Origin of the sequence: Micrococcus sp. GPGPB33 (assembly GCF_037853785.1) — a bacterium.
Taxonomy (GTDB): Bacteria; Actinomycetota; Actinomycetes; order Actinomycetales; family Micrococcaceae; genus Micrococcus; species Micrococcus luteus.
On sequence record NZ_JAQMWO010000002.1, the window covers coordinates 543,259 to 558,056 of the forward strand.

The following is a 14,798-nucleotide window of genomic DNA, read 5'->3' on the forward strand; positions in this document are numbered from 1 at the left end:
TCAGTTGGCTCCCGAGAATTCCTTGTGCTTGTTCACGATCGCGCGGGCGATCATGTTCACCGCCAGGGTGATGATGAAGAGCATGAGACCGGCAGCGATCAGCTCGTGCAGGCGCATGTTGAACGCCTCGGGGAAGTTGAGCGCGATCTCCGACGGGATCGTCTGGTTCCTGCCGGACTCCACGAGCGACCAGGAGAAGACGCCGCCGGAGAGCACCATGGTGACCGCCATGGTCTCGCCGAGCGCGCGGCCGAGGCCGAGCATGATCGAGGAGATGATGCCGGCCCGGGCGAACGGGAACACGGTCATCTTGATCATCTCCCAGCGCGTGGCGCCGAGGCCGAGCGCGGCCTCCTCGTGGAGCTTCGGGGTCTGGGTGAAGATCTCACGGCAGAGCGCGGTGATGATCGGCAGGACCATCACGGCCAGCACGACGCCCGAGGTCAGCAGGGTGCGGCCCGTGGTGGTGGCCGAGCCGCCGAAGAACGGGATGAAGCCCAGGTTCTCGTTGAGCCAGCCGTAGATCGGCACCATCAGCGGAGCGAGCGTCAGCCAGCCCCACACGCCGTAGACCACGGAGGGGATCGCGGCCAGCAGATCGATCACGAAGCCCACCGACTGCGCGATGCGCGGGGGCGCATAGTGCGAGATGAACAGGGCGACGCCGATCGCGACCGGGGTGGCGATGAGCAGAGCGATGATCGACACCATCACGGTGCCGGCCATGAGCGGCCACACGTACTGGAAGAAGGAGTCCGCAGACACGAGCTCCGCACCCGGCTGCAGGGCAGGCCATGCCTCCGTCAGGAGGAAGACCGCCACGAAGGCGAGCACGAGCAGGATCAGGACGGCGGCCGCCAGGGCCCCGCCGGAGAGGAGCTTGTCTCCGGCGGCTCCGCGGCGGGGGCCGCGCAGGCTGGACGGCTTCGGTGCCGCCTCGTTGGTGGTTGAGGACACAGTGCCTTCCCTCAGATCGACGTGCGTGGTGATGGACGGGCCGCGACGAACGAGCGCCCTGACGCGGCTTCAGCCGCCGGGCCCGTGGGGCCCGGCGGCCGAAGCGGCGGCGGGTCAGCCGACAAGAAGCGACATCAGCCCTTGACCGAGATGGCCTCGATGCGCTCCATGGCCTTCTTGCGGGTGTCCTCGGAGATCGGGGCGTTGCCCGCGGACTCCTCGGCGGTCTTCTGACCGTCCTCGGACACGACGTACTCGGCGAAGGCCTTGACCTGGTCCACGGTCTCCTGCGACTCGTACTGGTTGCAGTAGATGTGGTAGGAGACCAGCACGACGGGGTACACGCCGGACTCGTCGGTGGCGCGGTCGAGCTCGATCGAGCCGTCCTCCTTGGCCTCGGACTTCTCGACGGTCGCGGCCGCGGCCTCGGCGGAGTACTTCACGTACTCCTCGCCGACCTTCACGGACACGGTGCCCAGCTCGCCCACGGCGGAGGCGTCGGCGTAGGTGATGGCGCCCTCGGTCTGGGAGGCCAGGCCCACGACACCCTTGGTGCCCTGGGCGGACTCGGCGGTGATGTCGGACGGCCAGGTCTCGACCTCGTCGTAGGACCAGGCATCGCCGGCGGCCTCGGTGAGGTAGGCGGTGAAGTTCTCGGTGGTGCCCGAGTCGTCGGAACGGTGCACGACGGTGATCGGGGTGTCGGGCAGCTCGACGCCCTCGTTCTGCGCGGCGATGGCCTCGTCGTTCCAGTTCTTGATCTCGCCGGAGAACACCTTGGCGATGGTCTCGGCGTCCATCTTGACGTCATCGACGCCCGGCAGGTTGTAGGCCACGGCGATCGGGGAGATGTAGGCCGGCACGTGGAACGCGCCCTCGTCGCCGCAGTTCTTCTTGGCGGACTCAGCCTCCTCCTCCTTGAGGGCGGCGTCGGAGCCGGCGAAGGAGGTGGCACCGGCGAGGAACTTCTCACGACCGGCACCGGAGCCGTCCGGGGAGTACTGCACGGTCAGGTTCGGAGCGGTCTCGGTGACGCCCTGGGTCCAGGCGGTCATGGCCGCCTCCTGCGAGGAGGCGCCGGCGCCGACCAGGTTGCCCTGGACCTCGGAGGTGGTGCCCTGCTCGCCGCCGGCGGAGCCGGAGGCATCGGAGCCGCCGTTGCCGCTGTCCGCGGAGGAGCAGGCGGTCAGGGCGATGGCGGCCACGGACAGGAGGGCGGCGGAGCGGCCGAAGCGGAGAGCCTTCACGAAGAGCCTCTTTCAATCGGATGACGACGGTGAGGGCAGAGCGTCCGGCTGGCCCGGTTCTGCACCGCACTCGACCGTACGGTCCCGAGGTGAATCGAGTGCTCGGCCGGGGTGAACAGATGGTGAACTGGGGCGGCATTCGTAGGATCTGGCTGTGCAGTGGGTCACAATGCCTGGTTGAGCCTCGCACGGCGGGGGTTCCGCGGCGTCGGACTAGGGCATGTCTGACAATCGTTTGGACCATGCGATCACAGCATTCAGGACCACAGCGGCCCTGTAGATGATCGCGTACTTGTCATACCGGGTCGCCAGGCCCCGCCACTGCTTCAGGTGCGCGTACTGGCGCTCGATGACGTTGCGGCCCTTGTAGGCGGCCGCGTCGAGGCCAATGGGGCGCCCGCCGCGGGCACCGCGCCGTCTGCGGTGGCCCTGCTGGTCGGCCGGTTCGGGGATGACCGCTTTGATCCCACGGGCGCGTAGGTGGGTGCGGATCGCCCGGGAGGAGTACGCCTTATCGCCCAGCACGGCCTCGGGGCGGGTCCGGGGCCGCCCTACTGGCCGGGTCACGCGCAGCTGCTCCAGAAGAGGAAGCAGCATCGGGGAGTCCCCTGCCTGGCCGGGGGTGATCAGGCTGACCAGCGGCAGCCCGGTCCCATCGACGAGCTGATGGATCTTCGTGCTCAGCCCGCCACGGGAGCGCCCGATGCCGTGATCGGCCGGCTCCTCACGCGGATTCTTGTAGTTCGATCCATCCCCCTGTGTGGCGGGTGATGTTCGTCGCGTGCTGGTGGGCGCGGGCGATCGTGGAGTCCACCGAGACCGACCAATCGATCAGGCCTTCGGCGTCAGCGGCGGCGGTCAGCGTGGCCAGCACCGTGTCCCATGTGCCTTTTTCGGCCAAGCGCCGATGCCAGGTCCACACGGTCTGCCAGGGCCCGTAGACCTCGGGCAGATCCCTCCAAGCGATTCCGCACCGGTACCGGTAGATGATCGCCTCCACCATGGTGCGGGCGTCGGCGAACGGCCTGCCGGCGCGGCCGGTCCGGGTCGGGAGCATCGGGGCGATCAACTCCCATTGGGCGTCGGAGAGCATCTGGAACCGGGACATGTCCCCAGGGTCTCAGCTGACTCGTGCATCTATTCTCAGACACGCCCTAGGTGTAGGAGGGCATGACGTTGTTGACTCGGGTCGGTGCCAGTGAGGCCGGAGGAGCGTCTCCGCAGGAGGTATGAGGCCGATGGTAGTTGTAGTGGTTCACCCACACCTGCAGGGCCTCACGCCGAGCTTGCTCTGAGGTGTAGGGGCGGGCGTAGAGGACCTCATCGACCATCAGCCGGTTGTACCTCTCCACCTTCCCGTTATGGCGCGGGGTGTAGGGGCGGATCCGGTGGTGCCGGCCCCCGAGCGAGACCACCTTCGCGGTGAAGTCCGCAGCCCGATAGTTGTTCCCGTTGTCCGTGATCACCCGGTCCACGGTGATGCCGTGGGCGGCGAAGAACGCCCGCGCCCGGCAGTAGAAGCTCACGGTCGTGGCCGCCCGCTCGTCCTCCAACGCCTCGGTGTAGGCCAGGCGGGTGTACCCGTCGATCGCCGAGTGCAGGTAGGTGTAGCCGACCCGCCGGCCAGGCCCGCGCTTGGAAGCACGGCCTGCTTCACTTTCACGTCCGTGGGTGCGCCAGCCGCCCCCGTCTGGGATCTTCCCGATCTTCTTCACATCCAGGTGCACCATGTGCCCCGGCCCTCTCGCGGTGATCTTCTGGGGTCGTTGGCGCAGGTCTTCTCCGGCCGGGGTCAGGTCCCGTAGGCGGGAGATCCCGAGTCGGTGCAGCCACCGTCCCACGGTACGAAGACACACCCGGTGGCCCTCGGAGACGAGGTAGTGATGGATGCGCCGTGCGGACCACTTGCGCTCCCGCCGCAGGGCGTGGATCTGGGCGACCAAGACCGGATCGAGCTGGGCAGGTGAACGGTGCGGCCGGCTGGGCAGGTCCTGAAGGCCGGCTTCTCCCTGGGCGCGGTAGCGGGCGACCCAAGTGGCCACCGTGGGCCGGCTCACCCGGAACTCGGCGGCCACGTGCGCCTGCGGGATCCCGTCGTGCAGGTGGCGGTGGACCATCCTGAGACGGCCGGTGGGAGTCAGGGGTGCGTTAGCGTGAGTCATGAGTGGGTCTTCTCGGGCAGGTCGGTGGTGTAGGAACTTCCATCCTGCGGGGGCGTGTCAGATGGTCTGTGTAAGCCGTACCGAGAGGAACGGTAAGAATCATGACCATGATCGACGAGAAGAACCCAGGCGAGCCCTCGGGCCAGGACCTGGTCGAGCAGCTGAAAGCCTCAGGGCAGCTTGATTCCCTGTTCGCGCAGATCGACGCGGGCGGCGTCGAGCTCACCGGTGACGGCGGGTTCGTGCCCGCGCTGGTCAAGGCCGCGCTCGAGCGGGGCCTGCAGGCCGAGCTGACCAGCCATCTGGGCTACGAGAAGGGCTCGAGCGAGGCGCTGAAGCACGCCAACTCCCGCAACGGGACCACCCCGAAGACCGTGGAGTCCGAGGTCGGGCCGATCGAGCTGGACGTCCCGCGAGACCGGGGCGGGTCGTTCACCCCGCGCCTGGTGCCCAAGGGCCAGCGGCGCCTCGGGGGCCTGGATGACATGATCATCAGCCTCTATGCCGGCGGAATGACGATCCGGGACATCCAGCACCACCTGGCCTCCACGATCGGCACGGACCTGTCGCACGAGACGATCTCCAACATCACCGACGCCGTGAGCGAAGAGGTCCTGGCGTGGCAGTCGCGGCCGCTGGAGGAGTTCTATCCGGTGATCTATCTCGACGCAATCCGGATCAAGATCCGAGAGAACAGCCAGGTCCTCAACCGTGCCGCCTACATCGCCGTCGGCGTGGACCTCGAGGGCATCAAGCACGTGCTGGGGATCTGGGTCCAGGACACCGAGGGCTCGGCGTTCTGGGCCCACGTCTGCGCCGATCTCGCCAACCGGGGCGTGCAGGACGTGCTGATCGTGTGCTGCGACGGGCTCAAGGGCCTGCCGGAGGCGGTCGAGGCGACGTGGCCGGACTCGATGGTCCAGACCTGCGTGGTTCACCTGATCCGGGCCGCGATGCGGTTCGTGGCCTACCAGGACCGCAAGAAGGTCGCCGCCGCGCTGAAGCCGATCTACACCGCCCCCAACGAAGAGACCGCGAGGAAGGCGCTGGCCGAGTTCGAGGCCTCCGAGCTCGGCACGAAGTACCCGTCTGCAGCCGCGACCTGGGCGAACTCCTGGGAGCGGTTCATCCCGTTCCTGCAGTTCCCACCCATGCTCCGCAAGGTCATCTACACGACCAACAGCATCGAGTCGCTGAACTTCCAGCTACGGAAGGTGACCAAGAACCGCGGCCACTTCCCCTCGACCGAGGCGGCGGTGAAGCTGCTCTGGCTGGCGATCTGCAACATCGAAGACAAACGCGCCGCCGAACGCGCTCGGGACCGGGGCAAACCCGCCGGCCAGCGCAAAGCCCAGGGCCGGCTCGTCGAAGGTCAGGCCGTCACGAACTGGAAGCAGGCCCTCGCCCAGCTCGCCGCGGCCTACCCCGACCGGATCAACCCCTACCTGTGACCACCCCGCTTACACAGACAAGTTGACACGCCCTCCTGCGGGAGAGGCCCACTCGTCTCATCTCAGCCCGGTACCCATGTCAAGAACCTCATGACCCACAACAACTAGGCTGGCCGCATGACGGACCGCTTCGCCACCGCCACGGGCACGGTGCCGATGGTCGACCCCCAGACCCGCGGGGAGCGCCTCGGCCGCTTCCTGCGTCGGCGCGCCCGTGCGGGTTGGTCCCGCGTCCGCTCCTCCGTGGGCCAGGCCGCCCTCGTCGCGGTCTGCGCGGTGGGCGCCTATTGGTTCGCGGAGACCGTCCTGGGCCACCAGCAGCCCCTGTTCGCCTCCACCGCCCTGCTGATCGCCCTCGGCTTCCAACGGGAGCCGAAGCTGCGCAAGGTGGCCGAGGTCGCCGTCGGCTGCACCGTCGGCATCCTGATCGGGGACCTGCTCATGGTCGGGCTCGGCCGCGGCCTGTGGCAGGCCTCGGTGGTCCTGTTCGTGTCCGTGATGGTGGCCCGGTTCCTGGACTCCGGCGCCACGTTCACGATGCAGATGTCCCTGCAGTCCGTCCTCGTGGTCCTCCTGCCCATCGGCACGGGAGGGCCGTTCGTCCGCAGCCAGGACGCGATCGTGGGCGGCGTCCTGGCCCTGCTCGTCACGTTCCTCTCGCCCCAGGACGTGCGCCGTCCCGCGGTGCGTCAGCTGGGTGGGCTCTACGACTCGATCGCCACGGTGCTGCGCGACCTCTCCCGGGCCCTGCGGGAGGACGACTCCCGCACCGCCTGGATGGCGCTCGTGGCCAGCCGCGGCACGCACACCACGCTGGAGGCGCTGCGCAAGGAGCTGCGCGTCACACATGAGCAGACCGTGTTCAACCCGCTGCACCGCTCCTCGCGCTCCTTCGTGGAGGACGCGGTGAACGCGGCGGACCGCTCGGATCTGGCGGTGCGCTCCCTGCGGATCGTGGCCCGGCGGGTGGTCTCGGCCCTGGACGAGGGCGTGCTCGACGACGACGTCCGCGAGCGCCTGGCCGCCTGGTTCGACGACGCCGCGGACGCCGTCGAGATCCTGCACCGGTCCCTCGTGGAACCCCAGGCCGAGGGCCGCCATCGCTCGCTGTCCGTGGCGCGGGACGCCCTGGGGGCGTCCGCCTCCGCGTTGGACCCGCACCAGCTGGGCGGCGGATCCGTGCACGGCGAGGCGCTCGTGATGCTGCTGCGGCCCATGATGGTGGACCTCATCGAGGCCACGGGCGCCGAGCACGACGAGGCGCGGGCCTACCTGCCCCGCGTCTGAGCCCGACGGCGGCGCGCGGCCCCGGCGGTCGACGTCGGGCCGTGCGCGGGCCGGTTAACGCGTCCGCCCCGGCTCCTAGAGTGGGCGCATGGCCACCAAGACCGCCCCGAAGCGCGCCCCCGGATACCGCTGCACCGAGTGCGGCTGGACCACCGTGAAGTGGGTCGGCCGCTGCGGGGAGTGCCAGTCGTGGGGCACGGTCGAGGAGATCGGCCTGACGTCCACCACCGGTCGCACGCGCGCGGCCACCGTCGCGGAGGTCGCGCCGCGCATCGCGGACGTGGACGCCACGCTGGCCTCGTTCCGCTCCACGGGGGTGCGCGAGCTGGACCGCGTGCTCGGCGGCGGCCTCGTGCCGGGTGCGGTGATCCTGCTGGCCGGAGAGCCGGGCATCGGCAAGTCCACGCTGCTGCTGGACGTGGCCGCCCAGACGGCCCGCGGCGCGGAGGCGGCGGGCCGCGCTCGGTGCTGTACCTGACGGGTGAGGAGTCGGCGGCGCAGGTGCGCTCCCGCGCAGACCGGATCGGGGCGATCGCGGACACCCTGCGTCTGACGGCGGAGACGGACCTGGGCCGGGCACTGGGGCAGATCGAGCGGACGGACCCGGAGCTGGTGATCGTGGACTCCGTGCAGACCCTGCAGTCCACCGAGGTGGACGGGATCGCCGGGGGCGTCAGCCAGGTGCGCGAGGTGGCGGCCAGCCTCATCCGCACGGCCAAGGAGAAGGGGATCACCACGGTCCTGGTGGGCCACGTGACGAAGGACGGGACCATCGCCGGCCCGCGGCTGCTCGAGCACCTCGTGGACGTGGTCTGCCAGTTCGAGGGGGACCGCCACTCACGGCTGCGCCTGGTGCGTGCGGTGAAGAACCGCTTCGGGCCCACGGACGAGGTCGGCTGCTTCGACCTGCGGGAGGACGGCATCGAGTCCCTGGACGACCCCTCCGGCCTGTTCCTCTCGGGCGTCTCGGAGCCGGTCGAGGGCACATGCGTGACGGTGACGCTCGAGGGCCGGCGCCCGCTCGTGGCCGAGGTGCAGTCCCTGCTCACCCCGTCCGCCGGCGGCAGCCCGCGCCGCACCGTCTCCGGCGTGGACGCGGCGCGCGTGAACATGCTCCTGGCCGTGCTCCAGCGCCGGGCCCGTTTCGCCCTCGCCCAGGACGACTGCTACGTGGCCACCGTGGGCGGCGTGCGACTCTCGGAGCCCGCCTCGGACCTGGCCGTGGCCGTCGCCGTGGCCTCGGCGAAGCTCTCGGCCCCCGTCCCGCAGGGGATGATCGCGGTCGGTGAGCTCGGGCTGGCCGGGGAGGTGCGCCCCGTGCCCGGCATCGGGCGACGGGTGCGTGAGGCCGCCCGCCTGGGCTTCACCCGCGCCCTGGTCCCCCGCTCCCCCGAGCCGCTCGGGGACGTCCCGGCGGGCTTCACGGTGGCGGAGGTCGGCTCAATCGGCGAGGCCCTCGCCACGATCCCCACGTGGACCGGCGGCGGCCCGGCCGCGCGTCCGGAGGTCGGCCCCGGCCGCTGACGACGCGCCCGGCTCAGCGGGACGGCGACGGCGACGGGTCGGTGGTCGTGGCCGGTGCCGCGGACGGCGAAGCCGACGCCGATGCTGAGGCGGACGCCGAGGCTGAGGCCGACGCCGGAGCTGAGGCGGACGCCGACGGGGAGGCGCTGCCGCTCGAGGAGGGGGTGGCCGAGGAGGGGGTGGCCGAGGAGCCGCCGTCCTGGGCCCCCGGGGCGAGCTCCTCGAGGATCTTCAGCGCGACGGGGCGGGAGGTGACGTCGCCGAGGCTGACCGTCAGCAGATGGGGTCCGGGCTCCGCGAGAGCGCCGAGTCGGCCGCAGTCCTGGCTCGAGGCACGGCCGGACCAGCGGTACACGGCGGTGAGCTCCTCGTGCGGGTACAGCACCCGCTGGGCCTCCGCGGGGTCCGCCTGGCAGATGCGGGTGGAGAAGACGTCGTCGCCCTCGGCCGTGCGGATCCTGAACTCCTGTCGGGCCGTGCCCACATCCGTGCGGCACGGGGTCGAGGAGAGGTTCGTGATGCCCAGGCGCAGCTCGGCCTCCTCGCCCCGCTGGTACTCGGACCGGTCCGCGGAGGCGGTGATCCGCAGGTCCGAGGGCTGGCACTCGGCCGCGTCCTCGAGGGCCACGGTGGGCGAGGCGGAGCCGGACTCGGCGTCCGTCGCCGGGGCGGGCGACGGGGAGTGCACCGGCGTCGGGGCGGCGGAGGGGTCGGCGTCCTCGGAGGAGAAGGCGCCGATCCCGGCGCGGACGAGCGCCACGACGGCCCACCCCACCAGGAGCAGGAGCACGAGGGCGAGCAGGGCGGCCACGAGCCGCCGGCGGCGGTAGACGGCGGGGGACGGCTTCGACCCGGGGGAAGTCGGACGAGACGGCATGCGATCCAGGGTAGGCGGCGGCGCACCCTACAGTGGACGCCATGCCCGCGCCCGCCCCCTCGTCCCGCCCACGGTGGACGTGCCGCGCCTGCACGACGCGGTGCTGGGCTGGTTCGCCGTCCACGCCCGGGACCTTCCCTGGCGCAGCCCGGACTGCTCCCCGTGGGGCGTGCTCGTCTCGGAGATCATGCTCCAGCAGACACCGGTCGTGAGGGTGCTGCCCCGCTGGCGGGAGTGGCTGGAGCGCTGGCCCACCCCCGCGGACCTGGCCGTCGCCCCCACCGCAGACGTGCTCACGGCCTGGGACCGGCTCGGCTACCCGCGCCGGGCCCTGCGCCTCCAGGAGGCCGCCCGGGCCGTCGTCGAGCGCCACGACGGCCGGGTGCCGGCCGACCCCGCCGCCCTGCGCGCCCTGCCCGGCATCGGCGAGTACACGGCCGCGGCGGTCGCGAGCTTCGCGTTCGGCATCCCCGAGACCGTCGTGGACACCAACGTGCGCCGGGTGATCGCGCGCGCGGTCGCGGGTGAGGCCCTGCCCGGCAGGTCGCTGACCCGCGCCGAGATGCGCCGCGCCCAGGACCTGATGCCCGAGGACCCTGCCCGCGCCAACGCGTGGAACGCGGCCGTCATGGAGCTCGGGGCCCTCGTCTGCACGGCCCGCTCCCCCGCCTGCGACCGCTGCCCCCTGGCGGAGACGTGCGCGTGGGTCGCGGCGGGCTCCCCGCCGCCGGCGGAGGTGTCGCGCGGCCAGGCCTGGGCCGGCACGGACCGTCAGGTGCGCGGGGCCGTGATGGCCGCCGTCCGCGAGCACGGGCGCGTGGCCGAGGCGGAGGTGCCCGCCGTCGTCGTGGCCGGGGGCCGGCTCGGGTCGCACCGCCCCTACGACGCGCAGTGGGCGCGGTGCGTGGCCGGACTCGTGTCGGACGGGCTGCTGGCCCGGGACGCCGACGGCGGCCTCACCTTCCCGGCCTGACCTCGCCGGGGCACGGGGCGGCCCGCGGTGCGGCGGCTCAGAGGCGGCGGATCATCCGCGTGTTGCCGAGCGTGTTCGGCTTGACCCGGGCGAGGTCCAGGAACTCGGCGACGCCCTCGTCCGTGGAGCGCAGCAGTTCCGCATAGACCTCCGGGTCCACGGCGGACTGGTCCGCCATCACCTCGAAACCGTGCCGGCGGAAGAACTCGACCTCGAAGGTCAGGCAGAAGACCCGCTCGACGCCCACGGACCGCGCACGGTCCAGCAGCTCCTCGAGGACCAGGTGCCCGACGCCGGCCCCCCGGTGGGCCTCCGAGACGGCGAGGGTGCGGACCTCGGCGATGTCCTGCCACATCACGTGGAGGGCGCCGAAGCCGGCCAGGGTCCCATCCGGCTCCTCGGCGACCACGAACTCCTGGATGGCCTCGTAGTAGGCCACAGCCTCCTTCTGGAGCAGCACGCGCTCCCGCGCCAGCGGCTCCACGAGCGCCTGGATGACCGGGACGTCCTGGGTCCGCGCCGAGCGGAGGGTGAGGGGGCGGTCGGCAGGCATGGGGTCCAGTCTAGGCACGGACATCCCGACCCCGGACAGACGGGAGCCCCCATCCCGGCGGACCGGGCGGGGGCTCCCGCGGCGTCGACGGCAGGCTCAGGCCTGCTGCTCGCCCTCGTCCCCGGACAGGAACTTCTCCTGCGCGCCGTCGACACCCTTGTTCACGGTGTCGCCGTGCTCGCCGAGCTTGTCGCCGTGCTGCTCCTGAGCGTTGTCCACGGCCTCGTCGATCTTGTCCGAGTGCTGGTTTGCGAGGTTGTTCAGGTCACCGATACCCATGGGCGGCCTCCTTCTTCTCGGGGCTGCTCCGCGGCCGTCCCGGCGAGTGCCGGGCCGAAGCGGAGACAGGACCACCGTCGAGCGGTCGCAGACCACAGTGGCACCGATCCCGCCGCGAGGGAACCCCTCTCGCGCCTGCGGGGAGGCGGGCCGGTTCAGCGGTCCTTCGCGAGGCCGTCCTTGATGCCGGCGGCGGTGTCGCGGACCTCGGCCCCGGCGTCCCCGCGGGGGCACGACGACGGCCCGCCGCCTCCTCCCCGAGGGGGAGGGGCGACGGGCCGTGGCCACCGGACGCGCGGTCCGGCGTCGTGGGTCAGACCCCGCAGGTCACACGGAGCGGTCGGCGTCCACCGGATCGCCGGCACCGGACTCGAGCTCGGCCAGGTCCGCACCCTCCAGGGCCTCCCGGCCGCCGGAGAACGCGAACGTCAGCTCGGCGCCCTCCCCCTCGCCCGTGGCGTCCACGGTGATGAGGGAGCCGGCCGGGATCTCGCCGAAGAGGATCTTCTCCGAGAGCTGGTCCTCCACCATCTGCTGGATGGTGCGGCGCAGCGGGCGGGCGCCCATGGCCGGATCGTAGCCGCGGTCCGCGAGCAGATCCTTGGCGGACTGGGTGAGCTCGATGGACAGGTCCTGCTCCGCCAGTCGCTTGCCGAGGCGGGAGACGAACAGGTCCACGATCTCCACGATCTCGTGCTTCTGCAGCTGCGGGAACACGATCACGTCGTCCACACGGTTGAGGAACTCGGGGCGGAAGTGCTGGCGCAGCTCCTCCTTGACCTTGCCCTTCATCCGCTCGTACCCGGTGGTGGTGTCCGTGGACGACTGGAAGCCGGTCATGACGCCCTTGGAGATGTCCCGGGTGCCGAGGTTCGTGGTCATGATGATCACGGTGTTCTTGAAGTCCACCACACGGCCCTGCGAGTCGGTCAGGCGACCGTCCTCGAGGATCTGCAGCAGGGAGTTGAAGAGGTCCTGATGGGCCTTCTCCACCTCGTCGAACAGCACCACGGAGAACGGACGGCGGCGGACCTTCTCGGTGAGCTGGCCGCCCTCCTCGTAGCCCACGTAGCCGGGAGGGGCGCCGAACAGACGCGAGACGGTGTGCTTCTCCTGGAACTCGGACATGTCCAGCGTGATGAGCGCGTCCTCGTCCCCGAAGAGGAACTCCGCGAGGGACTTGGCCAGCTCCGTCTTGCCGACGCCGGTGGGGCCGGCGAAGATGAACGACCCCGAGGGGCGGTTCGGGTCCTTCAGGCCCGCGCGGGTGCGGCGGATGGCGCGGGACAGGGACTTGATGGCCTCGTCCTGGCCGATCACGCGGCGGTGGAGCTCGTCCTCCATGTTGCGCAGGCGGTCCGTCTCCTCCTCGGTGAGCTTGAACACCGGGATGCCGGTGGACTTGGAGAGCACCTCGGCGATGAGGTCCTCGTCCACCGTGGCGACGTCGGCGTCCGCGCCGGTGCGCCACGCCTGCTCCTTCTCGCGACGCTCGTCCTCAAGCTGCTGCTCCTGGTCCCGCAGGCGGGCGGCGCCCTCGAAGTCCTGGCCGTCGATGGCGGCCTCCTTCTGGGTGCGCACCTCCGCGATCCGGGACTCGTAGGCCTTGATCTCCGGCGGGACGGTCATGCGACGGATGCGCAGACGCGCTCCGGCCTCGTCGATCAGGTCGATGGCCTTGTCCGGCAGGTGCCGGTCGGAGACGTAGCGGTCCGCCAGGCCGGCGGCGGCCTTGAGCGCGCCGTCCGTGATGGAGACCTTGTGGTGCGCCTCGTAGCGGTCCCGCAGGCCGCGCAGGATCTCCGTGGCGTCCTCGACGGACGGCTCGGCGACCTGGATCGGCTGGAAGCGGCGCTCGAGCGCGGCGTCCTTCTCGATGTGCTTGCGGTACTCGTCCAGCGTGGTGGCGCCGATGGTCTGCAGCTCACCGCGGGCCAGCATCGGCTTGAGGATGCTGGCGGCGTCGATCGCGCCCTCGGCCGCACCCGCCCCGACGAGGGTGTGGATCTCGTCGATGAACAGGATGATGTCCCCGCGCGTGCGGATCTCCTTGAGCACCTTCTTCAGGCGCTCCTCGAAGTCGCCGCGGTAGCGGGAGCCGGCCACGAGCGAGCCGAGGTCCAGCGAGTAGAGCTGCTTGTCCCTGAGCGTCTCCGGGACGTCGCCGCGGTCGATCGCCTGGGCCAGGCCCTCGACGACGGCGGTCTTGCCGACGCCGGGCTCGCCGATGAGCACGGGGTTGTTCTTGGTGCGGCGGGAGAGCACCTGCATGACGCGCTCCATCTCGCCCGCACGCCCGATGACGGGATCCAGCTTGCCGTCGTGCGCGGCCGCGGTGAGGTTGCGTCCGAACTGGTCCAGCACCACGGAGCCGGCGTTCTGGCCGGCCTCGCCACCCTGGCCCACCCCGGCGCCGGCGGTCTCCTTGCCGCCCTGGGCACCGCCCTGGTAGCCGGAGAGCAGCTGGATGACCGTCTGACGGACGCGGTTCAGGTCCGCGCCGAGCTGCACGAGGACCTGGGCGGCCACGCCCTCACCCTCGCGGATCAGGCCGAGCAGGATGTGCTCGGTGCCGATGTAGTTGTGGCCGAGCTGCAGCGCCTCGCGCAGGGACAGCTCGAGCACCTTCTTGGCGCGCGGCGTGAAGGGGATGTGGCCGGGCGGGTTCTGCTGACCCTGGCCGATGTCCTCCTGCACCTTCTCTCGCACGGCGCCCAGGGAGATGTCCATGGACTCCAGTGCCTTGGCTGCGACGCCCTCACCCTCGTGGATCAGACCGAGCAGGATGTGCTCGGTACCGATGTAGCTGTGGTTGAGCATGCGCGCCTCTTCCTGGGCGAGCACGACCACCCGCCGGGCGCGGTCGGTGAATCTCTCGAACATGGGCACACTCCTTGCGTACGGTCGTGGTCGAGACTACGCACCCGGGCCGCGTGCCGCGCGACTGTTCGCCAGCGGGAGAAGCGGCCCGGCCGTCGTCGGGAGGGGCCGGAACGAGGCCCGGGGACGCCGATTCCTCGACGCACCCGGGCGGGGCGCTCACTTGCGCTTCGCGTTGCGGTAGGCCTCCACCACGTCGCGGTGCAGACGGCCCCGGCTCGAGACCTCGTAGCCGTTCTCGGCCGCCCACTTGCGGATCTGGGCGGCCTCGACCTTGGGCGACGGCGGCGCCACGGCGCGGCCCTTCTTCATGTAGGGCTTCAGGAACTCACGGAGTTCCGCAGCGTGCTCCTTCGACAGGTCGATCTCGTAATTGCGACCGTCCAATGCGAAGTTCACGGTCTCATCTGCAGGCGAACCGTCAAGATCATCCACGAGGACCACTTCTACCTTCTGTGCCAACGGTGATTCCCACTTTCTTCTCTCGTGCGCGTGTCCCTGGGTTCCGGTCTTCGCTCTCGGGGTTCTTTCCCGCGTGCTCACGATTCCGGCCGTGCACTTGTGGTGATTCAAGAATACCGCAACAAAGCCGGTCAGAAGGATTCTTC

General features: G+C 70.8%; 12 protein-coding genes and 1 pseudogene. 4 read left to right on the forward strand and 9 right to left on the reverse strand.

What is annotated here, in order from left to right:
* The 4 genes from pstC to POD19_RS02605 all read right to left on the reverse strand — a co-directional run bounded on the left by pstC (position 1) and on the right by POD19_RS02605 (position 4,366).
* Positions 1-957, reverse strand: coding sequence for a phosphate ABC transporter permease subunit PstC (gene pstC / locus POD19_RS02590; protein ID WP_049147798.1), 957 nt, complete (start codon positions 955-957; stop codon positions 1-3).
* Between the two features lie 134 nt (positions 958-1,091).
* On the reverse strand, positions 1,092-2,204 hold the full coding sequence (gene pstS / locus POD19_RS02595) for a phosphate ABC transporter substrate-binding protein PstS (RefSeq protein ID WP_060974250.1): 1,113 nt from the start codon (positions 2,202-2,204) through the stop codon (positions 1,092-1,094).
* A gap of 213 nt (positions 2,205-2,417) precedes the next feature.
* Positions 2,418-3,312, reverse strand: a protein-coding gene (locus POD19_RS02600) for an IS5 family transposase (protein WP_095695674.1) whose coding sequence is annotated in 2 segments (ribosomal slippage) — positions 2,418-2,954 and positions 2,956-3,312 — 894 coding nt in all. Because the reading frame shifts where the segments join, the coding sequence is not laid out codon by codon here.
* 46 nt (positions 3,313-3,358) lie between these two features.
* Positions 3,359-4,366 (reverse strand): IS481 family transposase, encoded by a 1,008-nt coding sequence (locus POD19_RS02605; protein ID WP_182496722.1) that lies wholly within the window; start codon positions 4,364-4,366, stop codon positions 3,359-3,361.
* Between the two features lie 107 nt (positions 4,367-4,473).
* On the opposite strand from POD19_RS02605, the gene POD19_RS02610 reads away from it, so the two are divergent.
* The 3 genes and pseudogenes from POD19_RS02610 to radA form a co-directional block, all read left to right on the forward strand.
* Positions 4,474-5,817, forward strand: a complete 1,344-nt coding sequence (locus POD19_RS02610) for an IS256-like element ISMlu11 family transposase (protein WP_095354206.1) — start codon at positions 4,474-4,476, stop codon at positions 5,815-5,817.
* 117 nt (positions 5,818-5,934) lie between these two features.
* A complete protein-coding gene (locus POD19_RS02615) occupies positions 5,935-7,104 on the forward strand; it encodes an FUSC family protein (RefSeq protein WP_070709026.1) in 1,170 nt (389 codons plus the stop codon).
* 159 nt (positions 7,105-7,263) lie between these two features.
* Positions 7,264-8,628 (forward strand): annotated as a pseudogene (gene radA / locus POD19_RS02620) (DNA repair protein RadA); the annotation flags it as partial.
* A gap of 13 nt (positions 8,629-8,641) precedes the next feature.
* Here radA and POD19_RS02625 read toward each other — a convergent pair.
* Positions 8,642-9,505: a hypothetical protein gene (locus POD19_RS02625; protein ID WP_036339123.1), complete on the reverse strand. Its 864-nt coding sequence runs from the start codon at positions 9,503-9,505 to the stop codon at positions 8,642-8,644.
* Between POD19_RS02625 and POD19_RS02630 the strand changes: the two genes are divergently transcribed.
* Positions 9,504-10,478: an A/G-specific adenine glycosylase gene (locus POD19_RS02630; RefSeq protein WP_340309290.1), complete on the forward strand. Its 975-nt coding sequence runs from the start codon at positions 9,504-9,506 to the stop codon at positions 10,476-10,478. The genes POD19_RS02625 and POD19_RS02630 overlap by 2 nt on opposite strands.
* Before the next feature lie 37 nt (positions 10,479-10,515).
* Here the strand turns inward: POD19_RS02630 and POD19_RS02635 are convergent, their stop codons facing one another.
* From POD19_RS02635 to POD19_RS02650, 4 genes are all read right to left on the reverse strand, one after another.
* On the reverse strand, positions 10,516-11,031 hold the full coding sequence (locus tag POD19_RS02635; RefSeq protein ID WP_070708829.1) for an amino-acid N-acetyltransferase: 516 nt from the start codon (positions 11,029-11,031) through the stop codon (positions 10,516-10,518).
* Positions 11,032-11,127: 96 nt separating this feature from the next.
* Complete coding sequence (locus tag POD19_RS02640) at positions 11,128-11,310, reverse strand: Rv0909 family putative TA system antitoxin (protein WP_041104640.1); 183 nt, start codon at positions 11,308-11,310, stop codon at positions 11,128-11,130.
* A gap of 327 nt (positions 11,311-11,637) precedes the next feature.
* Positions 11,638-14,193, reverse strand: a complete 2,556-nt coding sequence (locus tag POD19_RS02645; RefSeq protein ID WP_070708828.1) for an ATP-dependent Clp protease ATP-binding subunit — start codon at positions 14,191-14,193, stop codon at positions 11,638-11,640.
* 156 nt (positions 14,194-14,349) lie between these two features.
* A complete protein-coding gene (locus POD19_RS02650; protein WP_036314827.1) occupies positions 14,350-14,652 on the reverse strand; it encodes a histone-like nucleoid-structuring protein Lsr2 in 303 nt (100 codons plus the stop codon).
* Between the last annotated feature and the right edge of the window lie 146 nt (positions 14,653-14,798).